Source organism: Roseovarius litoreus (assembly GCF_900142765.1).
In the GTDB taxonomy this organism is placed as follows: Bacteria; Pseudomonadota; Alphaproteobacteria; order Rhodobacterales; family Rhodobacteraceae; genus Roseovarius; species Roseovarius litoreus.
This window is the reverse complement of record NZ_FRCB01000005.1, coordinates 272,959-296,999: the sequence shown is the minus strand read 5'-3', so window position 1 is coordinate 296,999 and position 24,041 is coordinate 272,959. Positions and strand designations below refer to the sequence as shown.

At 63.2% G+C, this 24,041-nt stretch carries 23 protein-coding genes, 1 tRNA gene and 1 pseudogene; 17 read left to right on the top strand and 8 right to left on the bottom strand.

Going from position 1 to position 24,041, the window contains the following annotated elements; genetic code table 11:
* Positions 1 to 191 precede the first annotated feature (191 nt).
* From F3H35_RS12155 to F3H35_RS12145, 3 genes are read right to left on the bottom strand one after another with little or no spacing between them, the layout of a single operon-like run.
* Positions 192 to 1,256, bottom strand: coding sequence for a methyltetrahydrofolate cobalamin methyltransferase (locus tag F3H35_RS12155; protein ID WP_149779841.1), 1,065 nt, complete (start codon positions 1,254 to 1,256; stop codon positions 192 to 194).
* Positions 1,257 to 1,275: 19 nt separating this feature from the next.
* Positions 1,276 to 2,211, bottom strand: coding sequence for a methylenetetrahydrofolate reductase (locus tag F3H35_RS12150; RefSeq protein WP_149779840.1), 936 nt, complete (start codon positions 2,209 to 2,211; stop codon positions 1,276 to 1,278).
* Positions 2,212 to 2,237: 26 nt separating this feature from the next.
* Entirely contained in the window at positions 2,238 to 2,534 is a 297-nt protein-coding gene (locus F3H35_RS12145; protein WP_149779839.1) for a virulence factor, read from the bottom strand.
* Positions 2,535 to 2,768: 234 nt separating this feature from the next.
* Between F3H35_RS12145 and F3H35_RS12140 the strand changes: the two genes are divergently transcribed.
* Positions 2,769 to 3,881, top strand: a complete 1,113-nt coding sequence (locus F3H35_RS12140) for a Ppx/GppA phosphatase family protein (RefSeq protein ID WP_149779858.1) — start codon at positions 2,769 to 2,771, stop codon at positions 3,879 to 3,881.
* Positions 3,881 to 4,597 (top strand): RlmE family RNA methyltransferase, encoded by a 717-nt coding sequence (locus tag F3H35_RS12135; protein WP_149779838.1) that lies wholly within the window; start codon positions 3,881 to 3,883, stop codon positions 4,595 to 4,597. The genes F3H35_RS12140 and F3H35_RS12135 overlap by 1 nt, the downstream gene beginning before the upstream one ends.
* A 605-nt stretch (positions 4,598 to 5,202) precedes the next feature.
* Here the strand turns inward: F3H35_RS12135 and F3H35_RS12130 are convergent.
* Positions 5,203 to 5,292: transfer RNA gene (locus tag F3H35_RS12130), tRNA-Ser, on the bottom strand.
* Between the two features lie 118 nt (positions 5,293 to 5,410).
* Here F3H35_RS12130 and F3H35_RS12125 point away from each other — a divergent pair.
* The 8 genes from F3H35_RS12125 to F3H35_RS12090 all read left to right on the top strand — a co-directional run bounded on the left by F3H35_RS12125 (position 5,411) and on the right by F3H35_RS12090 (position 12,409).
* Complete coding sequence (locus F3H35_RS12125; RefSeq protein WP_188129957.1) at positions 5,411 to 6,262, top strand: DUF2059 domain-containing protein; 852 nt, start codon at positions 5,411 to 5,413, stop codon at positions 6,260 to 6,262.
* An 8-nt stretch (positions 6,263 to 6,270) separates the two neighbouring features.
* Positions 6,271 to 7,089, top strand: coding sequence for a DUF2059 domain-containing protein (locus F3H35_RS12120; protein WP_223228397.1), 819 nt, complete (start codon positions 6,271 to 6,273; stop codon positions 7,087 to 7,089).
* 186 nt (positions 7,090 to 7,275) lie between these two features.
* The gene (locus F3H35_RS12115) at positions 7,276 to 7,959 is read left to right on the top strand and encodes a 50S ribosomal protein L21 (protein WP_149779836.1); all 684 of its coding nucleotides are present in this window, start codon (positions 7,276 to 7,278) and stop codon (positions 7,957 to 7,959) included.
* 14 nt (positions 7,960 to 7,973) lie between these two features.
* Positions 7,974 to 8,243 (top strand): 50S ribosomal protein L27, encoded by a 270-nt coding sequence (gene rpmA / locus F3H35_RS12110; protein ID WP_149779835.1) that lies wholly within the window; start codon positions 7,974 to 7,976, stop codon positions 8,241 to 8,243.
* Between the two features lie 153 nt (positions 8,244 to 8,396).
* Positions 8,397 to 8,936, top strand: a complete 540-nt coding sequence (locus F3H35_RS12105) for a GNAT family N-acetyltransferase (protein WP_149779834.1) — start codon at positions 8,397 to 8,399, stop codon at positions 8,934 to 8,936.
* A 31-nt stretch (positions 8,937 to 8,967) separates the two neighbouring features.
* Complete coding sequence (obgE, locus tag F3H35_RS12100; protein ID WP_149779833.1) at positions 8,968 to 10,005, top strand: GTPase ObgE; 1,038 nt, start codon at positions 8,968 to 8,970, stop codon at positions 10,003 to 10,005.
* Entirely contained in the window at positions 9,993 to 11,099 is a 1,107-nt protein-coding gene (gene proB / locus F3H35_RS12095) for a glutamate 5-kinase (RefSeq protein ID WP_149779832.1), read from the top strand. Before obgE ends, proB begins: the two co-directional genes overlap by 13 nt.
* A gap of 44 nt (positions 11,100 to 11,143) precedes the next feature.
* Entirely contained in the window at positions 11,144 to 12,409 is a 1,266-nt protein-coding gene (locus F3H35_RS12090; RefSeq protein ID WP_149779831.1) for a glutamate-5-semialdehyde dehydrogenase, read from the top strand.
* On the opposite strand, the gene F3H35_RS12085 is transcribed toward F3H35_RS12090, so the two are convergent.
* Positions 12,406 to 13,005, bottom strand: a complete 600-nt coding sequence (locus tag F3H35_RS12085) for a histidine phosphotransferase family protein (RefSeq protein WP_188129956.1) — start codon at positions 13,003 to 13,005, stop codon at positions 12,406 to 12,408. The two genes, F3H35_RS12090 and F3H35_RS12085, sit on opposite strands and share 4 nt — an antisense overlap.
* A gap of 29 nt (positions 13,006 to 13,034) precedes the next feature.
* On the opposite strand from F3H35_RS12085, the gene F3H35_RS12080 reads away from it, so the two are divergent.
* The 3 genes from F3H35_RS12080 (at position 13,035) to F3H35_RS12070 (ending at position 14,942) form a co-directional block, all read left to right on the top strand.
* A complete protein-coding gene (locus tag F3H35_RS12080; protein WP_149779829.1) occupies positions 13,035 to 13,217 on the top strand; it encodes a DUF3553 domain-containing protein in 183 nt (60 codons plus the stop codon).
* 115 nt (positions 13,218 to 13,332) lie between these two features.
* Positions 13,333 to 14,103, top strand: a complete 771-nt coding sequence (locus tag F3H35_RS12075; RefSeq protein ID WP_149779828.1) for a GNAT family N-acetyltransferase — start codon at positions 13,333 to 13,335, stop codon at positions 14,101 to 14,103.
* Complete coding sequence (locus F3H35_RS12070) at positions 14,100 to 14,942, top strand: lysophospholipid acyltransferase family protein (protein WP_394852314.1); 843 nt, start codon at positions 14,100 to 14,102, stop codon at positions 14,940 to 14,942. Before F3H35_RS12075 ends, F3H35_RS12070 begins: the two co-directional genes overlap by 4 nt.
* A gap of 108 nt (positions 14,943 to 15,050) precedes the next feature.
* On the opposite strand, the gene F3H35_RS12065 is transcribed toward F3H35_RS12070, so the two are convergent.
* Positions 15,051 to 15,671, bottom strand: a complete 621-nt coding sequence (locus F3H35_RS12065; protein WP_149779827.1) for a thiamine phosphate synthase — start codon at positions 15,669 to 15,671, stop codon at positions 15,051 to 15,053.
* 162 nt (positions 15,672 to 15,833) lie between these two features.
* A complete protein-coding gene (gene speB, locus F3H35_RS12060; protein WP_149779826.1) occupies positions 15,834 to 16,796 on the bottom strand; it encodes an agmatinase in 963 nt (320 codons plus the stop codon).
* Between the two features lie 135 nt (positions 16,797 to 16,931).
* On the opposite strand from speB, the gene guaB reads away from it, so the two are divergent.
* From guaB to F3H35_RS12045, 3 genes and pseudogenes are all read left to right on the top strand, one after another.
* A complete protein-coding gene (gene guaB / locus F3H35_RS12055) occupies positions 16,932 to 18,380 on the top strand; it encodes an IMP dehydrogenase (protein WP_149779825.1) in 1,449 nt (482 codons plus the stop codon).
* Positions 18,381 to 18,404: 24 nt separating this feature from the next.
* Positions 18,405 to 19,571 carry an RsmB/NOP family class I SAM-dependent RNA methyltransferase gene (locus F3H35_RS12050; RefSeq protein WP_149779824.1) on the top strand — a complete coding sequence of 389 codons (1,167 nt, stop codon included), beginning with the start codon at positions 18,405 to 18,407 and terminating at the stop codon, positions 19,569 to 19,571.
* A gap of 113 nt (positions 19,572 to 19,684) precedes the next feature.
* Positions 19,685 to 21,985, top strand: a pseudogene (locus tag F3H35_RS12045) (ATP-binding protein).
* A 17-nt stretch (positions 21,986 to 22,002) separates the two neighbouring features.
* On the opposite strand, the gene F3H35_RS12040 reads toward F3H35_RS12045, so the two are convergent.
* Entirely contained in the window at positions 22,003 to 22,629 is a 627-nt protein-coding gene (locus F3H35_RS12040) for a sulfotransferase family protein (RefSeq protein WP_149779823.1), read from the bottom strand.
* Positions 22,630 to 22,822: 193 nt separating this feature from the next.
* Here F3H35_RS12040 and recA point away from each other — a divergent pair, with 193 nt between their 5' ends.
* Positions 22,823 to 23,917, top strand: a complete 1,095-nt coding sequence (gene recA, locus F3H35_RS12035) for a recombinase RecA (RefSeq protein WP_149779822.1) — start codon at positions 22,823 to 22,825, stop codon at positions 23,915 to 23,917.
* Positions 23,918 to 24,041: the final 124 nt, after the last annotated feature.

Sequence of the window (24,041 nt, the reverse complement as noted above, 5' to 3'; positions counted from 1 at the left end):
ATACCGGCCTCCCGCACCGGAAAGTATTGTCCAGATGGACCAGAGGCCGGTCATGCACTAACAATCAACTTGGACCACTTAGTGGGGGCAGCTCAGTGTCTCAAACCGGCGAATGTTGCCCGCATGGCACGAAAAACCCCGCGCCATGTCGGCACGGGGCTTTGGTCTGGTAAGACTGCCCTGTGACCGGGTCAGGCCCGGCGGCGACGTCCGCCTGTGCGCCCGCCACGCGCGCCGGCTTCTTTTTCGCCCTCTTTCAGGATGGGCTTGTTGAACCTGATCCACTCGCCGCCATGCGGGTCGTTGTTGGTCAGGAAGTTGGCCGCGCGGATCGCCTCCATCTCCTTGCCGGGGCGTGGCTTGGTGGAACCAAGGCCGAACAGCTGGCAGAAGCTTTCGTCGTCCATATCCTCGGGCAGCACGATGCCGGCGGCGGCGGCGGCGATCTTGCGCGCCTCTATCTCGGCCTGTTTGACGGGCAAGGCCACCGGATTCATGATCGCACTGGTCATGCCTGCGCCCATGGCCATCGGCAGGAAGGCGTTGTTGATGCCGTGACGGTTGGGCAGTCCGAACGAGATGTTCGAGGCGCCACAGGTGGTGTTGACCCCCAACTCCTCGCGCAGGCGTCGCACTAGGGTGAAGACCTGAATGCCCGCGGTGCCCATGGCGCCGATCGGCATCACGAGCGGGTCCACGACGATGTCATGCGCCGGAATGCCGAAATCGGCGGCGCGTTCCACGATCTTCTTGGCGACGGCAAAGCGCACATCGGGATCTTCGGAGATGCCGGTGTCGTCGTTTGAGATCGCCACCACGGGCACGTTGTATTTCTTGACCAGCGGCAGAACGAGTTCCAGACGGTCTTCTTCGCCTGTGACCGAGTTCAGCAACGGGCGACCTTCACAGGCGGCCAGACCGGCCTCGAGCGCACCTGGCACCGAGCTGTCGATGCAGAGCGGCACATCGACAAGCCCCTGCACCAGTTCGATCATCTTGCGCATCAAGGGCGGCTCGGTCTCGTTCGGATCGGGGTTCGAGTTGTAGACGACGCCCGCGTTGATATCGAGCACGGTGGCGCCTGCGGCGACCTGTGCGATGGCATCCGACTCGACGGTCGAGAAATCACCGGCCTCGAGTTCGGCGGCCAGTTTCTTGCGGCCGGTGGGGTTGATCCTCTCACCGATCACACAAAACGGCTGATCGAAGCCGATAATCGCGGTCTTGGTTTTGCTTTCGACGACTGTTCGGGTCATGTATCCATGTGTCCTTCGGTCAGGTGGCGTTTGCGGGTACGGCGGACGCGCCGCCGTTTTCGATCGCCCATGTGGCGTTGGTCTTGATGCCGCCCAATGGGAAGAAATGAACCGCCTCGATGTTGAAATCGGGGTTGGCGGCCTTGTGGGCGGCGAGGTCGGTCAGAACATCGGTCGGCTCGTAGGGGAGCAGCAGCTTGGAGACATCCATAGCGCGTTTCTGAAGCACCTTCAAAGACGGACCGACGCCACAGGCGATGGCGAACTTGATGAGGGTCTGCAGCTTGGCGGGACCGGCGATGCCGATATGCACCGGCAGCGTGATGCCTGCCGCGCGCAGGCCATCGGCCCAAGCGATGATCGGCTTGGCGTCAAAGGCGAATTGCGTGGCAAGGGCCATCTGAGCATCGGTTCGTTCGGAAAATTTCTGTTTCCATTGAAGGGCTTCCTCGACGTTCTTCATTCCGCCCGAGGGGTCGATATCGCGGTTGCCTTCGGGGTGGCCGGCCACATGCAGGCGCTTGAAGCCGGCGCGGTCGAAGGCGCCGGATTCCATGAGCTGCATCGAGCTGTCGAACTCACCATGCGGCGTGGTCACGCCACCGGCCAGCAACAGCGCCTGATCGACGCCCGCCTCGCCCTGATAGCGCGCGATCCAGTCTTCAAGCATCGCCTGATCGCGGATGATGCGCGCCGGGAAATGCGGCATAACCGGATAGCCGTCACGTGCCAGACGCGCGGCGGTGGCGACCATGTCCTCGATCGGGGTGCCTTCGATATGGGCGATATAGACCCGCGTGCCTTCGGGCAGAAGATCGCGAAAATTCTCGACCTTTTCGGCCGTGCGCGGCATGACCTCGATCGAGTAGCCTTGCAGGAAGGCTTCGACCTGCGGGTTGACGGGGGCGGGCGCTTGCGCGCCGGCATCACGTTTTCTGAAGTTCAACAAAGCCATTGCGGCCTCCCATAGCGATGCTGGCGTCATGCCCAGCCATCATTGGCGATCAGGGCTTTTATGCGGTCCTGATCGTACTCCGCTTCGAGCCGGGTCGCTTCGGCTTCGGCCACTTCGGCCGGGTCGCCTTCGACCTGATAAGGGGCCGCCTTGCGCCATTCGGCGAGGTAGGCGTCGGTTTCGGCCGCGCCGGTTTTCATCGCCGCGCGGTCAATCGCCTGTTCGAACCGTTCGGCGAGTTGCTTTTTCGCGCCGCGACGGCCTTTTCCGACAATCACCTGTGCGGGTATGTCCCGCCAGTAGACGATAGTGACGTCAACCATGGCTGATTCCTCTTACTCGGTGGACCCTCTCTAATGCAGGGAGGACGTGTCGCTTGGTCGGTTTTCGACAGAACGCGCGCGCCATGCGACGTGCGGACATTAGTGCGAACCGCGCCGCGCCGCCACAGGGCGGATGGCGAAAAGCTTTCATGATGTTTATGCATGGCGGCAAAGCTTGCGCAGGGCGCCGCAAGGGACTACCTTTGGGACAACTCGAAATGGAGGGCGTATGACATGGCGCCCAAGCGTCCCGAAAGTGCGGGCGCTATCCCGAAAACGGTAGAGAGCCCCGCACTGAGCTCCCTTGGTCAGGCCGATCTTTATGCGGCGCTGGACCTTGGCACAAACAGCTGCCGGATGCTGATTGCCCGTCCTGACGGGGATCAGTTCAAGGTGGTGGACAGTTTCTCGAAGTCGGTCCAGCTTGGGTCCGGCCTTGAGAAATATGGCCGATTGTCGCGTTCTGCGATCATGCGGACGCTGCAGGCGCTGCGCGTGTGCCAGCAGAAGATCACCCGACACAAGGTCAAGAGGATGCGCCTTGTCGCGACCGAGGCCTGCCGGCGCGCCGCCAATGGAGAGGCGTTCCTGAGCCGGGTGCAACGCGAAATCGGTCTGCAACTGGACATGATCCAGCCGCAGGAAGAGGCGCAGCTTGCGGTGGTGTCCTGTGCGCCGCTGGTCAATCCGGGCACCGAGCAGCTTCTGGTGGTGGATATCGGCGGCGGATCGACCGAGCTGGTGTGGATCGATCTGCGCGACGTGCCGCCGGTCGAGCGCGCGCAGGCGATCATGCGGATGCATGGCGGCTTTCATTGCAGCGAGACGGGTCGGGCCTCGGCGCGGGTGGTGGACTGGATCAGTGTGCCGCTTGGTGTGGCCACGCTCCGCGACCAGTTCCGCGACGTCGAGGATGACAGCGCGCGCTTTGCCTTGATGAGCTGGTTCTTCGAGGAAAACCTTGCGGAATTCGCGCCCTACAAGAACGAACAGACGCGCGAGGGGTTTCAGATCATCGGCACCTCGGGGACGGTCACGACCGTCGCGGCCAGCCATCTGGGATTGAAGCGCTATGACCGCAACAAGGTGGATGGGCTGTGCATGACCAGTGACGAGATCGATCTGGTGATCCGCAAGTATCTGGCGCTCGGGCCGTCGGGCCGGCGCAAGGATCCGCGGATCGGGCTGGACCGGCAGGCGCTCATCATGTCGGGGGCGGCGATCCTGCAGGCGCTTCTGCGGTGCTGGCCGACGGACCGGCTGTCGGTGGCGGATCGTGGTCTGCGCGAGGGAATGCTCTATGCGCTGATGTCACGCGATGGCGTGCTTGAAGATAGGACGAAGTGATGGCCAAGGGACCGGATGGAAAGAACACCTCGGGGCGCGGGCTGCGTGACCTGACGGTCAAGGTCAAGACGGCCCGCGGGCGCAAGGCGTCGTCGACGCGCTGGCTGCAGCGGCAGCTGAACGATCCTTATGTGCAGCGTGCGCAGGCCGAAGGGTATCGGGGGCGCGCGGCCTACAAGATCATGGAGCTGGATGACAAGTTCCGGTTTCTGGTGCCGGGGGCAAGGGTGGTCGATCTGGGCTGTGCGCCGGGCGGCTGGTGCCAGGTGGCGGTGCCGCGCATCAATGCACTTGGCGACAAGGGCGGCAAGGCGCAGGGCTTCATTCTGGGCATCGATCTGCAAGAGGTCGAACCGATCGCCGGATGCGTTCTCAAACAGCTGGATTTCATGGCCGATGATGCCGATATGCAGGTCAAGGAATGGCTGGGCGGCAAGGCCGACGTGGTGATGAGCGATATGGCTGCGGCCAGTTCGGGCCATAAGCAGACCGACCATTTGCGCATCATCGCGCTGTGCGAGGCGGCGGCTTATCTGGCGTTCGACGTTCTGGACGAGGGCGGCACATTCGTGTCGAAGGTTCTGGCCGGGGGCGCGGAGGGCGAGCTCCAGAAACTGCTCAAGCAGCGCTTCACCAAGGTGGCCAATGTCAAGCCGCCCGCATCGCGCGCCGACAGTTCCGAGAAATTCGTCGTGGCCACTGGTTTCAAGGGCTGAGCACGGGGCCTGATCCTGTCGTCGGGCGAAGGCGGCGCGAAAGACCGTTCGGCGGCCGCGAGAAAGGCCAGGGCGTGGTTCGGATCAAGGGCTGTCGGTTGCGGGACACGCAGGGCACGCACCTCCCGGCGGTTCTGCTGGCGCATCAGTTCGAACAGCCGCGCGCGCGCGGAATGCGGATAGCTGTGGGCGGCGGCGGGCACGGGTTCGATCTCCATGAAAGGCAGTTTGAACGCGAAAGATTGCCATGCGATTAAGGCAATTCCGGTGCCAAGATGCAGCAAGACCATGGAGAATTCGGCGCAAAGGGTCTTTGAGCAGCCAAGGCGTTGAATGGCTTCGATCACTTGCGCGGAGTCAACCTCGTCCGCGTCGGGCAATGGGCGGTTGGCCCGGAGAACCCCCAAGTTGGCGGAAAACCGCATCGCTCCCACTTCAGCTTGCGAGGCGTGTCAGCTTGTGGGGCAAACCCTGTTGGATAGGACGCAGGGTAGAGACCGGGTAGGGGGCGCTTGCGTGCCCGAGAGCTGTAATCGCATGTCTGATTTCAGGGAGGGTCGCCAAGCGGTTACGCCTTTTCACACCAGCGTTTCGTCTGGCATAAATGGCGGAGAGACAGGGATTCGAACCCTGGGATCCCGTGAAGGATCAACGGTTTTCGAGACCGCCCCGTTCGACCACTCCGGCACCTCTCCGCGGGGTATGGAGGCTGCGTGTAATTGCCTTTGGCGGGCATGACAAGGGGGTTTTCCGTTGTTTGTGATGAGAAAATGCCTAGGTTCTCGAAAGTCACCAGGCATCGGAGGACACGGCATGGCAAAGACGCGTCTAATACCCTCGATTTTGTTCAAGATGATGGGGCTTGCGGTGCTGGTGGCCCTGCTGTCCGGCTTGCCCGTGAACGCGGCGGATCGGGATCGGCTCAAGGCGTTCTTGAACGTGACCGGCTTTGATGTCGCGCTGGACAGTATCGCGCTGTCGGCGGCGGATGCGCCGGAGATGCTTGGCATGTCGGCCAGCGATTTCGGGGAGAGCTGGACGCGGATTGCCGAAAAGGTGTTCGACACCGACATCATGCGGGGCATGGCGCTGGATATTCTGGAGCAGACCCTGAGCGATGACGATCTGGCACATGCGGCGGCCTTCTATGCCTCGCCCCTTGGGATGCGCCTTGTGGAGGTCGAGAACGCCTCGCATATGGATGCGGATGATGCGCGAAAACAGGCCGAGGGCGAAGATCTGGTGGCGGCGATGGTTGCCAGCGGCGATGAGCGGCTGGATGTGCTGGTGCAGATGAACGCGGCGGTCGACAGTGGAGATGTCGCCGTGCGCGCGGTGCAGGAGATCCAGCTGCGCTTTTTGCTGGCCGCCAGCACGGCCGGAGTGCTGGAACAGGAGTTCGACGAAGAGATGTTGCGGGCCATGATGAAGGAAACCGAGGGGGAGTTGCGCCTGAGCATGCGGCGGTCGGCCCTTGCGTCGGCGGCCTATACCTATCGCGACATCAACGACGAGGATCTGCGCGCGTATCTTGCAGCGCTGGAAGATCCGCAAATGCAACGCGTTTATGAATTGATGAACGCGGTGCAATGGGAGATCATGGGCAACCGTTACGAGGCGTTGGCCATGCGGATGGCCGAAATTTCCGGAGGTCAGGATCTGTGATCGTCAAGATGGTTAAAGGCGGCCTTGTGGCCTTGGCGATCAGTCTGGGCTGTGCCGGGATGGCACTGGCGCAGGATGCGCAGATCGAAGACCTGTCAAAGGCGCTGCGCCTGTCCGACACCGTCGCCATCATGCGCGATGAGGGGTTGGTCTATGGCCGCGATCTTGGGCTCGAGATGCTGCCCGAGGGGGATAGCGAAGGCTGGCAGGACGTCGTGTCACGGATCCATGATGCCGACAAGATGCAGGCTCTGGTCGAAGCCGGGTTTGCCGCAGCGCTCGAGGGCGAGGATGTCGCGCAGATGCTGGAGTTTTTCACGTCGGAGCGAGGGCAAGAGATCGTCGGTCTGGAACTGGCCGCGCGGCGGGCGTTCATGGATGATGCCGTGGAAGAGGCGGCGATGGACCGGAGCGAGCGTCTGCGCGACCGGGATGCGCCGATCCTCGAGCGGATCGGAAGGCTGATCGAGGACAGCGACCTGATCGAGCGCAACGTGATGGGGGCGCTGAACACGCAGCTCGCCTTTTACCAGGGGCTGATCGATGGCGGGGCGTTCGAGATGTCGCAGGATGACGTGCTCGCTGATGTCTGGGGGCAGGAGGACACGCTGCGCCGCGAATCGCGCGACTGGCTCAACGCGTTTCTGCTGATGGCCTATGAGCCGCTGGCGCCCGAGGATCTCGAGGCCTATGCTGAGTTCTATCGCAGCCCGGCGGGGGCGGCATTGAACTCGGCGGTTTTCGCGGCCTTCGACCGGATGTACGAAGAGCTGTCCTATCTGTTGGGACGCTCCATCGCGCAAAGGATGCAAAGCGAGAAGCTTTGAACGGGAAAACCCCGCCACCCCCTTGACTTTGGGCGGCATCTTTTGAATAAGCGCGCATCTCGGCAGGGTGGACCTGCACGGGAGATGTAACTATCGCTCGCACTGGGCGCGCTGCTCGAGGTGGCTTTGGGCCGTAAACTCCCGAAACGGGGACCACAGAGCGCGGCAATCGAAAAGGAAACGAAGATGTTCGCGGTTATGAAAACCGGTGGCAAGCAGTACAAGGTGCAGTCCGGCGACGTTCTGCGCGTTGAAAAGCTGGCAGCCGATGCCGGTGAGAAAGTTCAGTTCAACGATATCCTGATGCTGGGTGGCGATACGCCCGTCATCGGTACGCCCTTTGTAGCGGGGGCTGCTGTGCAGGCCGAGGTCGTTGACCAGATCAAGGGTGACAAGGTCATCCACTTCGTCAAGCGCCGCCGTAAGCACGGATCGAAGCGCACGAAGGGGCACCGCCAGCAACTGACGCTGCTGCGGGTGACCGAGATCCTCGAGAAGGGCGCCGACAAGTCCGGCGTCAAGGCCGCCGTGGGTGCGGGTTCTGTCGCAGCGGTTGCCGCTGGCGCAGCCGAAGCGAAAGCCCCGGCCAAGAAGGCCGAAAAGAAAGACGCAGCCCCGGCCAAGAAGGCCGAAAAGAAAGACGCAGCCCCGGCAAAGAAGGCCGATGCGGCTGGCGATGACCTGAAATTGCTGTCGGGCGTCGGTCCCGCGCTGGAAAAGAAACTGCACGAGTCGGGTGTCACCACCTTCGCGCAGATCGCGGCGTGGACGGATGCGGATATTGCTGATATGGACGAGAAATTGTCGTTCAAAGGCCGGATCGAGCGTGAAGGCTGGGTCGAACAGGCCAAAGAACTGGCCAAGGGCTAAAGGAGCAACACGATATGGCACATAAAAAAGCAGGCGGTTCCTCCCGTAACGGTCGCGACTCCGCGGGTCGCCGCCTTGGCGTTAAGAAATATGGCGGCGAAGCCGTTATTCCGGGCAACATCATCGTGCGTCAGCGCGGAAACAAGTTCTGGCCAGGTGCCGGCGTGGGGCAGGGCAAGGATCACACCCTGTTCGCCGTCGAAGAAGGCGCCGTGAAGTTCCACAAGGGGCTGAAGGGCCGGACCTTTATTTCGGTGCTGCCAGTCGCGGAGGCGGCCGAGTAAGCCAATCCTGACAGGGTTCAGATATTGGGGGATCGGCGGAACCGCCGGTCCCTTTTCTTTTTCCGTCGGTCCGGATTTGAGGAGGTCGGGACCAGACCGTGAACGGCAGGCGCTGCGGTGATGACGGATGCCAGCAGGTGGAGGAGAGAGAGAATGAAACATGATCTGATCGTGAGCCAGCCGGTGATCGAGACCGAGCGTTTCGATCTGCGGCCGCTGCGGCTGTCGGATAGCGGCTTGATCGATCTGCACGCGGGCGATGCGCGTGTGGCCAAGGCAACCACCTCGATCCCGCATCCGTTGCCGCCGGGCACGACCGAGGCGTTCATCGCGCGGGCGCAGTCCGCGAACCGGACGGAAGATGTCTGGACTATGGATGGCGCGAAATCGGGCGGTCCCGAGGTGATGGGCGTGATCAGCCTTGACCGTCTGGAGCGGGGGCAGTGCGAGATTTCGTTCTGGGTTGCACCCGCCTATTGGAATACAGGGGTGGCGTCTGCGGCTGTTGGGGCCGTGATCCGGGCCAATCCGCTGGAATGCCGTACGATCTTTGCCACGGTTTTTCAGGACAATCCGGCCTCGGCGCGGGTTCTGACGAATTCGGGGTTCGAATATCTGGGGGATGCCGAGACATTCTCGGTTGCAAGAAACGCAAAGGTTCCGACATGGACCTACAGCCTCAAAATGGATTGAGGCCGACCACGCCTTTGCATAAGGAGAAGACATGAAATTTCTCGATCTGGCAAAGGTTCACATTCGCTCGGGCGCGGGCGGGGGCGGCTGCATCAGCTTCCGCCGCGAAAAGTTCATTGAATACGGTGGCCCGGATGGCGGCGATGGCGGCAACGGCGGTTCGGTCTGGGCCGAGGCGGTGGATGGGCTGAACACGCTGATCGACTTCCGCTATCAGCAGCATTTCTTTGCCAAGAACGGTCAGCCCGGCATGGGCCAGCAGCGCACCGGCAAGACGGGTGACGACATCGTGTTGCGGGTGCCGGTAGGGACCGAGATCCTCGATGAGGATCAGGAAACGGTGATCGCCGATCTGACCGAGATCGGACAGCGCGTCTTGCTGGCCAAGGGCGGCAATGGCGGTTGGGGCAACCTGCATTTCAAGAGCGCGACCAATCAGGCGCCGCGCCGCTCGAATCCCGGCCAGCCCGGGGTGGAGCGCACGCTTTGGCTGCGGCTCAAGCTGATCGCGGATGTGGGCCTTTTGGGGCTTCCCAATGCCGGGAAATCGACCTTTCTGGCCGCGACCTCGAACGCGCGACCGAAGATCGCGGATTATCCGTTCACCACCTTGCATCCCAATCTGGGTGTCGTGGGGATCGATGAGGTGGAATTCGTGGTGGCCGATATTCCGGGCCTCATCGGGGGTGCACATGAGGGGCGGGGTCTTGGAGACCTGTTTCTGGGCCATGTGGAACGCTGCGCGGTGCTGCTGCACCTGGTGGATGGCACGTCGCAGAGCATCGCCGAGGATTACCAAACGATCATACACGAGCTCGAGGCCTATGGCGGGCATCTGGCAGACAAGCCACGCGTGACTGTGCTGAACAAGATCGACGCTCTGGACGATGAGGAACGCGCGGCGGCGCGCGCCGAGTTGGAAGAGGCCTGCGGCTGCGAGGTGCTGGAGATGTCCGGCGTCGCACGGCAGGGCGTGACCGAGGTGCTGCGGCGCCTGCGCCTTGAAATTGACGATGACCGCCTGCGCACGCGCATTTCAGAGGATGAGCCGGAACCGTGGCAGCCGTAGAAGATGCAAAGCGCCTTGTCGTCAAGATCGGCTCGGCACTTCTGGTGGATCGACAGACGGGACGCTTGCGCGCCGAATGGCTGCGCGCACTGACCGAGGACGTGGCCCGCATTCGCGCCCGCGGCACGGATGTGATCCTCGTGTCTTCGGGATCGATCGCCCTTGGGCGTGGGGCCCTTGGATTGCCGGCCAGCGAATTGTCGCTTGAGCAAAGTCAGGCCGCAGCCGCGGTCGGGCAGATCGAACTGGCGCGCGCCTATGCCGAAGCGCTCAATCAGCATGACATCCGCGCCGCCCAGGTTCTAGTGACGCTGGAAGACAGTGCGGATCGGCGCCGCTATCTCAATTCCCGCGCCACGCTGGAGCAACTCTTGATGCTGGGTGCCGTGCCCATCGTCAATGAAAACGACACCGTGGCCACCGATGAGATCCGCTATGGCGACAATGACCGGATGGCGGCGCAGATCGCGGTAACGGCGGGTGCGGATCAGCTGATCCTGCTGTCGGATGTGGACGGGTTTTATTCGGCCAACCCCGCGCTTGATCCGACCGCCAGGCGCTTCGACGTGATTGCGCAGATCACGCCCGAGATCGAGGCGATGGCGGGCGATGCCGGGTCCGGGCTGTCCAAGGGCGGCATGAAGACCAAGCTGATGGCGGCCAAGACGGCGACGGCGGCGGGCTGTGACATGGCGATCACCGAAGGCTCGGTGCTCTATCCGATCCGCGCGCTGGAAGAGGGCGCTCCGGCCACCTGGTTCACCGCACAGGGCGATCCTCAGCAAAAGCGCAAAGCCTGGATCGGCGCGATGAAACCCAAGGGGCGCGTTTTCGTCGACAAGGGGGCTGCCGGGGCCTTGCAGCGGGGCAGCAGCCTGCTGGTTGCGGGCGTGGTGCGGATCGAGGGCGCGTTTGGGCGCGGTGATCCGCTGGAAATCGCCGACGAGGCGGGCCACAGGCTGGGCCAGGGGCTGACGCGTTATGATGCGCAGGATGCTGCGAAAATTCGCGGCCTGCGCTCGGATCAGGTGGAGCAGGTGCTGGGTTATCCCGCGCGAGGCCCGCTGATTCATCGTGACGATATGGCGTTCTGAGGCGCACCAGTGGTAGTCTTTGCGCAAACCGAAAGGACATTCGGATGAAAGATCATGGTGACATCCCCCAGTTGATGGCCGAGATCGGACAGCGCGCCAAGGCGGCGGCGGTCGAGTTGTCGGTTGCCAGCGCCGAGGCCAAGCGCCATGCGCTCGAGGCGGCGGCGGATGCCGTCTGGGCGCAGCGCAGCGAGATCATTGCGGCCAACGGCAAGGATCTGGACTATGGCCGGGACAAGGGGCTGTCCGAGGCGATGATGGATCGGCTGCTTTTGTCGGAGGATCGGATCGCGGGCATCGTCGAGGGGCTGCGCGCGGTGGCGGGACAGGAGGATCCGGTGGGTGAAGTGCTGGCGGAATGGGACATGGCATCGGGTATTCACATTCGCCGGGTGCGCACCCCGCTTGGCGTGATCGGCGTGATCTATGAAAGCCGGCCCAATGTGACGGCGGACGCGGGGGCGCTGTGCCTGAAATCCGGCAATGCCGTCATCCTGAGGGGCGGGTCGGAAAGCTTCCACTCATCGAGCGCGATCCACGCCTGCCTCGTGGAGGGGCTGAGGTCGGCAGGATTGCCCGAGGATGCAATCCAGCTGGTTCCCACCCGCGATCGCGCCGCCGTTCAGGAAATGCTGACCATGGTCGACACGATAGACGTGATCGTTCCGCGCGGCGGCAAGGGGCTTGTGGGGCTGGTGCAGCGCGAAGCGCGGGTGCCGGTCTTTGCCCATCTCGAAGGGATCGTGCATATCTATATCGATCGTGACGCGGACCCGGAAAAGGCGCTCAAGGTCGTTCTCAATGCCAAAACCCGCCGCACGGGGATTTGCGGTGCCGCCGAATGCCTGCTCATTCACCGCGATGTGGTGGACACGATCGGCCAAGGCGTGATCCGCGCGCTGATGGATGCCGGTGTGGAGGTGCGCGCCGATGCTACGCTCAAGGCCATCGCAGGCACGCAGGAGGCAACGCAAGAGGATTGGGGCCGGGAATATCTTGATTCGATCATCGCCGCGAAAGTGGTGGAGGACGAAGAGGGCGCGATTGCCCATATCCGGCGCTACGGCTCCCAGCATACCGATTGCATCATCACCGAGAACGATGCGGCGGCCGAGATGTTCTTTCGTCGTCTGGACAGTGCCATCCTGATGCGCAACACCTCGACTCAATTCGCCGATGGCGGAGAGTTCGGCATGGGCGCTGAGATCGGTATCGCGACCGGCAAGCTTCATGCGCGAGGGCCGGTTGGGGCGGCGCAACTGACCAGTTTCAAATATCTGGTCGAAGGGGACGGGGTCGTTCGGCGTTAAATCGTGATCCGCGCGCTGTCCTCTGTCAGGCTGCAGGCGCAGGTCCTGCCCAGATCCGTCAGGATCAGCGGGAGCAGCAAGAACTGCACCGCCGCCGGGGGGATGTCTTGCGGTAGAGGTTGCCCGGTCAGGCTTCCCCACAATCCCGGATCGGCGCGCAGGCGGGGGCTTCGGGCTTCGATCTGCCAATGCTCACCGAGCTCATGAACCCGCAACTGCCCCCCGACACCCAGCCCGTGCTCGGCGCACAGAACAGCAAGCAGAACCGCCTGTGCCAGGGCGCGCGGCAGGCTTGTATCAAGGGTGGTCTCGATCTCGATGCGCGTGCCGCTGTAGATCGCTTTGAGGATCTCGTTCACCTCTTCGGCGGCGACCATCTGAGTGTCGGAGGCGATGCCGAATGTCAGCCGAAAGAAGCGGATGCGGGCTTTGGCATGCGCGGCACTTTCGCTGACCAGAGCCATTTCAGGGCCGTCCGACGCGCCGGCAAACTGCATCAGCTCCATCCCGTTCGCCACGGCGCCGATCGGACTGATGAGATCATGGCAGATGCGCGAGGCTGTCAGGGCGGCTATGTTATGGGTATGGTAGGGCATGAGGCTCACTCCGGAAGGCGGGTGCATAGATGACGGAACTCAATTCGCTGCTCGAACCCGGGATGCTGGTGAGGCATCCACAACAACCCGATTGGGGCGTGGGGCAAGTGCAGTCCAATATCGGCGGGCGCATCACTGTGAACTTTCGCGAGGTCGGCAAGATGGTGATCGACGGAAGTCGCATCGCTCTTGTGATGGTTATTGAAGACTGAAGGCGGTTACCAAATCATTAATGGAAAGCTGGCCGCCACGACCTGACTGCAGAACGTTGCCATCGCGCCATGGCTTGACTAAAACCCCGGAAATGACCGATGGGATCCGAGGCAGATGGAGTCGGAAAACGGCCCGCAGTTTCGCGTAAAGCTGGCGACCACCGACGCGGAACTGCGCGCGGCGCAGCGCCTGAGATATCGCGTTTTTGTCGAGGAACTGGGCGGTGACGGACCGCTGGTGGATCACGATGCCGGTCTCGAACGGGACAGGTTCGATCCGTTTTTCGAGCATCTCATCCTTCTGGACGAGGCGAAAAATGGCGCCGTTGTAGGGGTTTATCGGCTCTTGCGCGATGATCTGGCACAGCGTGCGGGGCAATTCTATTCCGAGGATGAGTATGATCTTGGCGTGCTGAAGCGATCCGGGCGTCGGTTGATGGAGTTGGGGCGCTCCTGCCTTGATCCGGAGTATCGCGGTGGCGCGGCGATGCTGCATCTTTGGAACGGGCTTGGACAATATATCGCCACCCATGACATCGAGATCCTGTTCGGTGTCGCAAGTTTCCATGGCACTGATCCGCAGTCTTTGGCCCAGCCCCTGTCCTTGCTGCATCATCGCTACCTCGCCCCGTCCGAGTTGCGGGTCAGGGCGCGTGAGGATCATTTCCAGGCGATGGACATCATCCCGGAAGCAGAGCTCGATCGTCGGACTGCGATGCTGCAAGTGCCGGCGTTGATCAAGGCCTATCTGCGATTGGGCGGCCATGTCGGCGAAGGCGCCTTTGTCGACCATAGCTTCAACACCACGGATATCTGTCTGGTGATGGATACGCGCCGTATGAGCGACCGGAACAAAAGCATTTATAATAATAGGGTTACGCCGTGACGTTCACGTGGAATGGTCATGGTGAAGAGCCGCCTCCAAGCGTCGCTCCGGGTCTGGGCGGGTGGCTGCGCGTGATCCGGCGCGGGGGGGCGTTGGTGATGGTTTTGGTGACAGGTGTCGTGCTGATGCTGCTGGTGCGCGGCGTGGAGCGTCCGCTGTTCGGATTGGGCCGGCCCTGGACGCCCTATATCACGCAATGGGTCTGCCGGTCGGCGTTCGTGATCCTCGGGATGCGCCATGACACGCGCGGACAGCCCATGCAGGCGCATGGCGCCGTGGTTGCCAACCATTCGTCCTGGCTTGATATTTTCGCCCTCAATGCGCGCAAGCGGATCTATTTCGTCTCGAAATCCGAGGTCGCGGGCTGGCCCGGGATCGGCACGCTGGCAAGGATCACCGGGACCGTATTCATCAACCGCACCCCGAAAGAAGCCAAATCTCAACGCGATATGTTCGAGGCGCGCCTGCAGGCCGGGCACAAGCTGCTGTTCTTTCCCGAGGGGACCTCGACCGACGGGATGCGGGTTTTACCATTTAAATCAACGCTTTTTCAGGCGTTCTTCAGCCCGAATATCGTCCATGACCTGCATATCCAGCCGGTGACCGTGATCTATCGGGCGCCAAGGGCCGAAGACCCGCGCTTTTACGGCTGGTGGGGCGATATGGAGTTCGGGGGGCATCTGCTGAAAACCCTTGCGGCAAAGCGTCAGGGCGGGGTCACGGTGGTCTATCACCCCCCCGTCAGGGTCGAGGCCTTCGCCGATCGCAAGGCGCTCGCGGCGCATGTCGAAGAGGTGGTGCGCAGCGCCATGCCCGAGGATCGGCGCGCGCCCGCCTGAGATGTGTGCGATTTGTACGAAACCGACACGCGTTTGGGACCAACCGCGTGTCTTTTGCCGGAATTTGTGTCCATCCCGTACACAAACAGGCGCAAAACCCGCCTGGGATCACCCCATGGCCGCGATGAGCTTAGCAAGGGCGCCGGCGGGATCCTCGGCGCTCCAGATCTCGTCGCCGATGCCGAAGAAATCCGTGACCGGCGCAAGGGCGGCGATCAGCTGCGCATCAAGCGCGCCTTCGGCCACCACCGGCAGTTCGATCATCTGTGACCACCAGTCGAACAGCTCATGATCGGCCACCGACCCGTCGCCAAGCGCCGAGACGCCGACGGGTCCGAAGCTGATGTAATCGGCGCCGGCCTCGCCGGCATTGATGCCTTCGTGGCGCGATGTGCCGCAAAACGCACCGATGATGGCGTCGGCACCCAGCTCCTTGCGGGCCTTGCGCACCGAGCGCGCCCCGTCGGCCAGATGCACGCCATCAAGCCCAAGCCGCTCGACCAGCATGATATGGCTGTCGATCACCAGCGCCACGTCACGTGCATGGGTCACTTCGCGGCAGGCATCCGCGGCGCGCGCCAGCCGGTCCTCGTCGCGGGTGGCCATGGCAAGACGCACGCAGGCGATGTCCTGCGCGTCCAGAACCGCCGCCAGCCGGTCGGGAAAGTCCGACAGCTCGAAATCGGGTGGTGTGATGAGATAGATCTGCGGCTGCTCGGTTTCGGCCATGGTCTTGTCCTGACGTTCCTTTGCGCCCCTATAGCCCGGATCGCGGGGGCAGGCCAAGCGCAGGTTGCGCCGCGGCTTCTTCTGGCCAGAAATATCCCGGGGGTCCGTTGAAATCCCCCTTGAGGGATTTCGACGGCGGGGGCTGGCCCCCTGCGCGGGTGATCATCCCTCGGACCGGCGGGAATGAAACACGAATCCCAACAGATTCAGAAGGACCTGCGCCGCGAGGATCGCGGTGGAGCCGGTGGGGTCGTAATCGGGCGCCACCTCGACCAGATCGATGCCCACGATCTCGTGGTCGCGCGCCACCTGCTGCAACAGCTCGAGCACCTCGTAATAGAGAAACCCGCCATGGCTGGGCGTGCCGGTGCCGGGCGCGATCGAGGGGCAGAAGGCGTCGATGTCGAGCGTGATATAGATCCGCGCGCCCTTGGGGATGCGGGCGGCGGTCGCCTGCGTCCCCAGACGGCGCATTTGCCGCACCGACAGGATATCCGAGCCGCGCGCGCGGGCGTCGTCATAGCCCTCTTTCGAGGTCGAGCTGACATTGCGGATGCCCAGTTGCGTGAGTCCGGTGACATAGGGCTGTTCGGCGGCACGGCGCATCGGGTTGCCATGGCCATGGCGTACGCCGTGGCGTTCATCGACGAAATCGAGATGCGCGTCGATCTGCAGCACATGGATGTCGCCCTGATCGTCGAAGGCGCGGATGCAGGGAATGTTGATCGAATGATCGCCGCCGATCACCACGGGAAGCGCGCCGGCCTTCAGGATCGCACGCACGCCGGTTTCGATATTGGCGTGGCTTTTCTCGGTATCGGTGTGGACGATATCGGCATCGCCGATATCGACGATACGCACATCGCCGGGCAGATAGGTGGCGTCGTCCTCGTGGTCATAGGCGCCGGCATGGCCGAAGCTGAAGAGCGTCGAGGCCTCGCGCACGGCGCGCGGGCCGAAGCGCGCACCGGGGCGCCATTGCGTGCCGAAGTCGAAAGGCGCGCCGAGAATGGCGACATCGGCGTCGATGGCGCCCCAGTCGGCCACATAGGGGCGTTTGCCGAAGGTCGAGATGCCGACGAAGGGCAGGTCGAGCCGTCCGCCCTCGTATCCGTGTGTGGCCATGGGATATCCTCTTGTTTTGCGTCGTGGCGCAGGCTGGCCCGAAACGTCGCGCCCGGCAAGGCGAGAATGGCCTTTCGCCTGCCTTTGATCCATGCGATAGGGAAGCGCCAAACGATCTGCCCATGGAGAGACACAATGGAGATTCGTGAGGCGCTGACCTTCGATGATGTTCTGCTTGTTCCCGCAAAGTCGAGCGTGCTGCCCAGCACCGCCGATACGCGCACGCGGGTGACGGGGTCGATCGACCTCAATATTCCCCTTCTCAGCTCCGCGATGGATACCGTGACCGAAAGCGGCATGGCGATCTGCATGGCGCAGGCGGGCGGCATGGGTGTCATCCACCGCAACCTGACCACCGAGGAGCAGTCGCGCGAAGTGCGCCGCGTCAAGCGCTTCGAATCGGGGATCGTCTATAACCCGATCACTCTGACCCCCGATCAGACGCTTGCCGATGCCAAGGCGCTGCAGGAGCGCTACAACGTCACCGGATTTCCGGTGGTCGATGACAAGGGCCGGGTCGTGGGGATCGTCACCAACCGGGACATGCGTTTTGCGGATCGCGATGACACGCCGGTGCGGGTGATGATGACGTCGGACAACCTGGCGATCCTGCAGGAGCCTGCGGATCGCGAAGAGGCGAAATCGTTGATGAAGGCGCGGCGGATCGAGAAATTGCTGGTGACCGATGGCACTGGCAAGCTGACCGGTCTTCTGACGCTGCGCGACACCGAACAGGCGGTGCTCAATCCCACGGCCTGCAAGGACGATCTGGGCCGGTTGCGGGTTGCGGCGGCCTCGACCGTGGGGGATGCCGGGTTCGAGCGGTCGGCGGCGCTGATCGATGCGGGGGTCGATATCATCGTGATCGACACGGCGCATGGCCATTCCGAAGGTGTGGCGATCGCCGTGGAGCGGGTCAAGGCGCTGTCCAATCGGGTGCAGGTCATGGCCGGCAATGTCGCCACGGCGGAGGCCACGCGCGCGCTGATCGATGCGGGGGCCGATGCGGTCAAGGTGGGCATCGGCCCCGGCAGTATCTGCACCACGCGGATGGTGGCGGGTGTGGGCGTGCCGCAATTGACCGCGATCATGGATTGCGCGCAGGCGGCGGGCAATGTGCCGGTGATCGCCGATGGCGGCATCAAGTTTTCAGGGGATTTCGCCAAGGCGATCGCGGCGGGCGCGTCCTGTGCGATGGTCGGCTCGATGCTGGCGGGCACGGACGAATCGCCGGGCGAGGTGATCCTGTATCAGGGGCGCACCTTCAAGGCCTATCGCGGGATGGGCAGCCTTGGCGCCATGGCGCGCGGCTCGGCGGACCGGTATTTCCAGAAGGATGCCGCCAGCGACAAGCTGGTGCCCGAAGGGATCGAGGGGCAGGTGCCCTACAAGGGCGGTGCGGGCAATGTGCTGCACCAGCTGGTGGGCGGGCTGCGCGCCGCGATGGGCTATACCGGCTGCGCCACGGTCGAGGAGATGCGCCGCGATTGCAAATTCGTGCGGATCACCGGCGCGGGCCTCAAGGAAAGCCATGTGCATGACGTGCAGATCACCCGCGAGAGCCCCAATTACCGGATCGGCTGAGGCGCGTTTGCAGGGCGGTGAGGCATGACCCCCGAGGCGCGCATTCAGGCCGCGATCGAGGTGCTGGACGGGGTTCTGGCGGGCGATGCGGCCGAAAAGGCGCTGACCTCCTGGGGGCGGCGGTCGCGCTTCGCGGGTTCGAAGGACCGCGCGGCGGTGCGCGATCACGTGTTTCAGGCGCTGCGCTGTCGGCGCTCCTATGCCTGTCTTGGCGGGGCTGAGACCGGGCGCGGGCTGATGCTGGGCGCGCTGCGCGCGGCGGGCGTGGCACCTCAGACGGTGTTCACCGGTCAGGGCCATGCGCCAGAGGTGCTGAGCGAGGACGAGGAGGCGGGCGGTGCTGCGCCGGTGACGGCGGGCGACAGGCTTGATCTGCCGGACTGGATGGTGCCGCTTTTCGAGGCGGCGCTCGGGGACGGGGCCGAGGCGGCGGCGCGGATGTTGCGCGAGCGGGCGCCTGTGTGCTTGCGGGTCAATATTCGCATGAACTCCGTCTCAGAAGTAATTGAAAACATGGTGACAAGCGGGATTTCGGTTCGGCGGTCCGAGATTGCCGAAGAGGCACTCATCGTGACCGAAGGCGCGCGCAAGGTGGCGCAATCGGAGCTCTATGCGACGGGCGGCATCGAGCTGCAGGACGGCGCAAGCCAGGCGGCGATGGCGGCTTTGGAGATCGCACCGGGCGCGCGCGTGCTCGATTACTGCGCGGGCGGCGGTGGCAAGGTGCTGGCGCTGGCGGTGCGGCATGACGCGCTTTGGTTCGCCCATGACGCCGATCCGCGGCGGATGGCCGACCTTCCGGCGCGCGCGGCGCGCGCCGGTGTCGAGGTGACACGGCTGGAGGGGCGGGATCTGGCTGCGGCGGGGCCGTTCGATCTGGTGCTGTGCGATGTGCCCTGTTCGGGTAGCGGCACATGGCGGCGCGCGCCGGATGCCAAGTGGCGGCTGACGCCGGAGCGGCTTGATGCGCTTTGCGCGATCCAGAGGGAGATCCTGGAGAGCGCCGCGGCGCTGGTGGCCCCCGGCGGGCAGTTGGTGCTGACCACATGTTCGGTGTTTCGCTGCGAGAACGAGGATCAGAGCGCGGCTTTTTTGCAGACCCATCCCGAATGGGGCGAAACCTTGCGCCGCCGCTGGCCGATATCGGCCGAGGGTGACGGTTTTTTCCTGTCTGTTTTCAAGAGGATATGAGGCGCGCTTGTGTGCTCCCGAAAGCCCGCCAAAAAAAGCGCCCGCGTTAACCCCTGTTTAAGTCGTTTCGGGCAAACTGCCTTGGCAGCGAGGTGCGAGACGAGTGTGACAAGGTGGCCGAGACGACGCAATTCATTCTGCCGGTGCGGCGGGCGGTAACGGAGCTGCGGCCGCGTGCGGGGCTTCTTGTTCTGTCGGCGGCTCTTTTTGCCGCAACGGGGTGGCTGCTCGGGCCGGGACCGGGGCAGGCGGTGCTGTTTCTGGTGGCTGGAACGCTGGCGATGTGGGCAGGCTGGAGCCATGTGATCGCCCGCGCGGGGCAAAGAGTGCGCGACAGCGCGCGGGGTGCCTTCTCCGCCATATTGGATCATGACGGCGCGCCCAGCCTTGTGGCGGATGGCGACGGGCGTCTGGTCTATGTCAACCCGGCGGCGGCGGAGCAGCTTGTTACCGACCGCGCGACAACGCTGGTCGCCGCCTTGCGGGCTTGCCTCGCCGATCCGGGGCTGATTCTCTTTCGTCTTGAAAGTCGGGCGCAGGCGACCGGCGCGGCACAGGAGGATGTGGTGACCCGCAGCGGTCATCTGCGGATCAGCGCGCATCGGGTGGGCGATGATCTGCTGCTCTGGCGTGTGGAGAAATCCGCCGACCGGCCGCAATCCTAGGGCGATGCCACCCCTTTGCCGATGCTGACGGTGGGGCGCAATGACACGATCCTGTTCATGAACGCGGCGGCCCGTCATCTGGTGGGCGACCGGCTGCGATCGCTCGATCAGCTGTGTCCAAAGCTTCCGCTGCGTTCCGGGGCGATGAATGCGATCACCACGCGCGACGGCGCGCAATCATGTCTCATGGTCGAACTGGAAGGCGTGGCCGGGCGCCGTGAAGTGTTCCTTTTGCCGGGGATCGCCGCGCCGGAATATCAGCCGGATGGATGGGCGTTTTTCGATGAATTGCCGGTGCCATTGCTGAAGCTGGCCGCGACGGGCGAGGTGCAGCTGTCCAACCGGCCCGCGCGCGATCTGCTTGGCGTGGATCGGTGTCAAAATGTGCGGCTTGGGGATCTGATGGAAGGGTTGGGCCGACCGATCACGGATTGGCTGGGCGATGCGGCCGCGGGACGCGGCACGGTGCATTCGGAATTCATGCGTGTGCGGCGCGACGACAAGGAAGTCTTCGCGCAAGTGTCGCTCAATCGTGTGGTTGAAGACGGGCAAGCCGTGCTGATCGCGGTGCTCAGCGATGCGACCAAGCTCAAATCGCTGGAAGCGCAATTCGTCCAGTCTCAAAAAATGCAGGCCATTGGTCAGCTTGCCGGTGGCGTGGCGCATGATTTCAACAATCTTCTGACGGCGATTTCAGGGCATTGCGACCTGCTGTTGTTGCGGCACGATCAGGGGGATGGCGATTATGCCGATCTCGTGCAGATCAGTCAGAATGCCAACCGTGCCGCTGCCCTGGTCAGCCAACTGCTGGCCTATTCCCGCAAGCAGACGCTGCGCCCGGAAATCATGGACCTGCGCGATATGCTGGCGGATCTGACGCATCTTCTCAATCGGCTGGTCGGCGAGAAGGTGAGCCTGATCCTGCGGCATGATCCGGTTCTGGCGCGGATTCGCGCGGACAAGCGGCAGTTGGAGCAGGTGTTGATGAATCTCGTGGTGAATGCGCGCGATGCCATGCCACAGGGCGGGGAAATCCGCATCGTGACCGAGAACCTGGTGCTGGACGAACCGTTGCGCCGGGGGCGTGCGGTGGTGGCGCCGGGGCGGTATGTCTCGGTGGAGGTCAGCGATGAGGGCGTGGGGATCGCGCCGGACAAACTCCAGAAGGTGTTCGAGCCGTTCTATTCCACCAAACGCGTGGGCGAGGGGACGGGCCTTGGTCTGTCGACGGCTTACGGAATCGTGAAGCAGACGGGCGGGTTCATTTTCGTCGAAAGCGCACCGGGGCAGGGCGCGCGTTTTCAGGTGCTGTTGCCGGCCCATCAGGACGAGGCACCGCCTCGATCAGCGCCCGAACCGACCCCGCGGATCGCGGGGGGGCGATCGGACGGGGTCGTTCTGCTGGTGGAGGACGAGGCTCCGGTGCGGGCCTTTGCCAGCAGGGCCCTGCAGATGCGGGGGTTTACCGTTCTCGAGGCGGAGTCGGCCGAGGATGCGCTCGAGCTTCTGGCGCAGAAGGACCTTGTGGTGGATGTCTTCGTGACCGACGTGGTGATGCCCGGTCTGGACGGGCCGACATGGGTGCGGCAAGCGTTGCGCGACCGGCCCGGTGTGCATGTGGTATTCATGTCGGGCTATGCCGAGGAGACTTTCAGCGACAGTCAGGCACAGATCCCGAATTCCGTCTTCCTGCCCAAACCGTTTTCGCTGACCGAACTGACCGATATCGTTCTGCGCCAGATGGCATGACCGATGGTCTGTGCCCGTCAGTCGCGCGGAAGGGGGGTATAGGCGCCGCCGGGGCGGATGCTGTCGTAAAGCGCGAACTCCTGGGGGCATTTGCGGCGCAGCTTGGCAAGCGTGGCGTCGCTCAGCTCGAGCGGCATCGGGGGCGAGACGTTCTGACGGCCGATATCAACCTCGAGACCGAGACGCTCCTGCAGGAAGCTTTGAAGCCCGGCCTGATCCTCGTAGCGGAAGAGATGGGTGGCCGCCGTGCCGTTTTTCTGCGGCTCGAGGAACTTGGCCTGCGAGCCGACATTGGCGAAGGGCGGTTTTTCGCCCTGGGTATAGGCATCGACGAACGCGTCGAAGCTCATGTCATGGGTGGATTTGGGCTGCCCCTGAAGGAAGGGCCGGCGCCGGTAGCGATACCAGCTGCCCAACCAGTCCACCGGCTCGCGCATGACCGCCAGGACATCGAGCGGAGCGCCGATGTATTTCTCGAGAGCGGGGCGGAAAAACCGGTTGTAGCGGAACACCGGCGCATGTTTGAGTTCGGGTGGATCGCTGACGATCATCGCGGCATGGGGCGCCAGCGCCGCCTGATAGGCCGTGGAGCCGGTCTTCGGCACTGACAAGAACACCAGCCTGGCCTTTGAAAACACGAGCATTTTCGCCCAATCCCCCACGCGACAACAGATTTCGGCGCCTGTTTACGGCTTTTTAATCACTGCATGAAAAACTGGGTCTTGTGAACAAAATTCTTGAAATGTTCTCCTTTTGTCTCCATACCTTCCGGAACAAGAGGTGAACACAGGCAGCGATTGCCGCTCGATACAGGGTGTGAAATAAGGGACCGGAACAATGGCAACGGCAGATCTTTTGACAATGGACAGCAAGAAGAACGCGGACAAGCAAAAGGCGCTGGAAAGCGCGCTGGCGCAGATCGAACGGCAGTTCGGCAAAGGCTCGATCATGAAGATGGGGTCGGACAATCCCGTTGCCGATATCGAGGCGACCTCGACCGGGTCGCTGGGGCTGGATATCGCGCTTGGAATCGGCGGTCTGCCGAAGGGCCGGATCGTCGAGATCTACGGTCCGGAAAGCTCGGGCAAGACGACGCTGACGCTGCATTGCGTGGCCGAGGAACAGAAAAAGGGCGGGGTCTGCGCATTCGTGGATGCGGAACATGCGCTCGACCCGATCTATGCGCAGAAACTGGGTGTGGATATCAACGAATTGCTGATCTCGCAGCCCGATACCGGCGAGCAGTCGCTGGAGATCGTGGATACGCTGGTGCGGTCCGGTGCGGTCAGCATGATCGTGGTTGATTCGGTGGCGGCGCTCACGCCCAAATCCGAGCTTGAAGGCGATATGGGCGACAGCAATGTGGGTGTGCAGGCCCGCCTGATGAGCCAGGCGATGCGCAAGCTGACCGGATCGATCAGCCGCAGCAAATGCACCGTGATCTTCATCAACCAGATCCGCATGAAGATCGGCGTGATGTTCGGCAGCCCGGAAACCACGACAGGCGGCAACGCGTTGAAATTCTACAGCTCCGTGCGTCTGGATATCCGCCGCATCGGCTCGATCAAGGACCGCGACGAGGTGGTCGGCAACGCGACACGCGTGAAGGTGGTGAAGAACAAGGTGGCCCCGCCGTTCAAGCAGGTGGAATTCGACATCATGTATGGCGAGGGCATCTCGAAAACCGGAGAGCTTCTTGATCTTGGCGTCAAGGCTGGCGTGGTGGAGAAATCGGGCAGCTGGTTCAGCTATGGTGACGAGCGCATCGGTCAGGGCCGCGAGAATGCCAAGCAGTTCCTCAAGGACAATCCCAAGATCGCTTACAGCATCGAGGACAAGATCCGCGCGTCGCACGGGCTGGAATTCGATATGGCCGAGCCTGATGGGGGCGGTCATGGCGGCCCGGAGGGCGACGATATCCTCGAGGCGTGACGGTCCTTTGGGACCGGGGTTGAAGGTGGAAGGCCCGCGCGCAGATTTGCGCCGGGTCTTTTCTGCGGTTGAGCGGGCGCTTTCTTGCGGTGGACACCGGCAACGGTGCTGGATAAACCTGCAC

What these genes read in the sequence shown, in the direction of transcription:
- F3H35_RS12155 (WP_149779841.1), bottom strand. Translation starts at nt 1,256, where the DNA reads ATGACCCGAACAGTCGTCGAAAGCAAAACCAAGACCGCGATTATCGGC.
- F3H35_RS12150 (WP_149779840.1), bottom strand. Translation starts at nt 2,211, where the DNA reads ATGGCTTTGTTGAACTTCAGAAAACGTGATGCCGGCGCGCAAGCGCCC.
- F3H35_RS12145 (WP_149779839.1), bottom strand. Translation starts at nt 2,534, where the DNA reads ATGGTTGACGTCACTATCGTCTACTGGCGGGACATACCCGCACAGGTG.
- F3H35_RS12140 (WP_149779858.1), top strand. Translation starts at nt 2,769, where the DNA reads ATGGCGCCCAAGCGTCCCGAAAGTGCGGGCGCTATCCCGAAAACGGTA.
- F3H35_RS12135 (WP_149779838.1), top strand. Translation starts at nt 3,881, where the DNA reads ATGGCCAAGGGACCGGATGGAAAGAACACCTCGGGGCGCGGGCTGCGT.
- F3H35_RS12125 (WP_188129957.1), top strand. Translation starts at nt 5,411, where the DNA reads ATGGCAAAGACGCGTCTAATACCCTCGATTTTGTTCAAGATGATGGGG.
- F3H35_RS12120 (WP_223228397.1), top strand. Translation starts at nt 6,271, where the DNA reads ATGGTTAAAGGCGGCCTTGTGGCCTTGGCGATCAGTCTGGGCTGTGCC.
- F3H35_RS12115 (WP_149779836.1), top strand. Translation starts at nt 7,276, where the DNA reads ATGTTCGCGGTTATGAAAACCGGTGGCAAGCAGTACAAGGTGCAGTCC.
- rpmA (WP_149779835.1), top strand. Translation starts at nt 7,974, where the DNA reads ATGGCACATAAAAAAGCAGGCGGTTCCTCCCGTAACGGTCGCGACTCC.
- F3H35_RS12105 (WP_149779834.1), top strand. Translation starts at nt 8,397, where the DNA reads ATGAAACATGATCTGATCGTGAGCCAGCCGGTGATCGAGACCGAGCGT.
- obgE (WP_149779833.1), top strand. Translation starts at nt 8,968, where the DNA reads ATGAAATTTCTCGATCTGGCAAAGGTTCACATTCGCTCGGGCGCGGGC.
- F3H35_RS12090 (WP_149779831.1), top strand. Translation starts at nt 11,144, where the DNA reads ATGAAAGATCATGGTGACATCCCCCAGTTGATGGCCGAGATCGGACAG.
- F3H35_RS12085 (WP_188129956.1), bottom strand. Translation starts at nt 13,005, where the DNA reads ATGCCCTACCATACCCATAACATAGCCGCCCTGACAGCCTCGCGCATC.
- F3H35_RS12080 (WP_149779829.1), top strand. Translation starts at nt 13,035, where the DNA reads ATGACGGAACTCAATTCGCTGCTCGAACCCGGGATGCTGGTGAGGCAT.
- F3H35_RS12075 (WP_149779828.1), top strand. Translation starts at nt 13,333, where the DNA reads ATGGAGTCGGAAAACGGCCCGCAGTTTCGCGTAAAGCTGGCGACCACC.
- F3H35_RS12065 (WP_149779827.1), bottom strand. Translation starts at nt 15,671, where the DNA reads ATGGCCGAAACCGAGCAGCCGCAGATCTATCTCATCACACCACCCGAT.
- speB (WP_149779826.1), bottom strand. Translation starts at nt 16,796, where the DNA reads ATGGCCACACACGGATACGAGGGCGGACGGCTCGACCTGCCCTTCGTC.
- guaB (WP_149779825.1), top strand. Translation starts at nt 16,932, where the DNA reads ATGGAGATTCGTGAGGCGCTGACCTTCGATGATGTTCTGCTTGTTCCC.
- F3H35_RS12050 (WP_149779824.1), top strand. Translation starts at nt 18,405, where the DNA reads ATGACCCCCGAGGCGCGCATTCAGGCCGCGATCGAGGTGCTGGACGGG.
- F3H35_RS12040 (WP_149779823.1), bottom strand. Translation starts at nt 22,629, where the DNA reads ATGCTCGTGTTTTCAAAGGCCAGGCTGGTGTTCTTGTCAGTGCCGAAG.
- recA (WP_149779822.1), top strand. Translation starts at nt 22,823, where the DNA reads ATGGCAACGGCAGATCTTTTGACAATGGACAGCAAGAAGAACGCGGAC.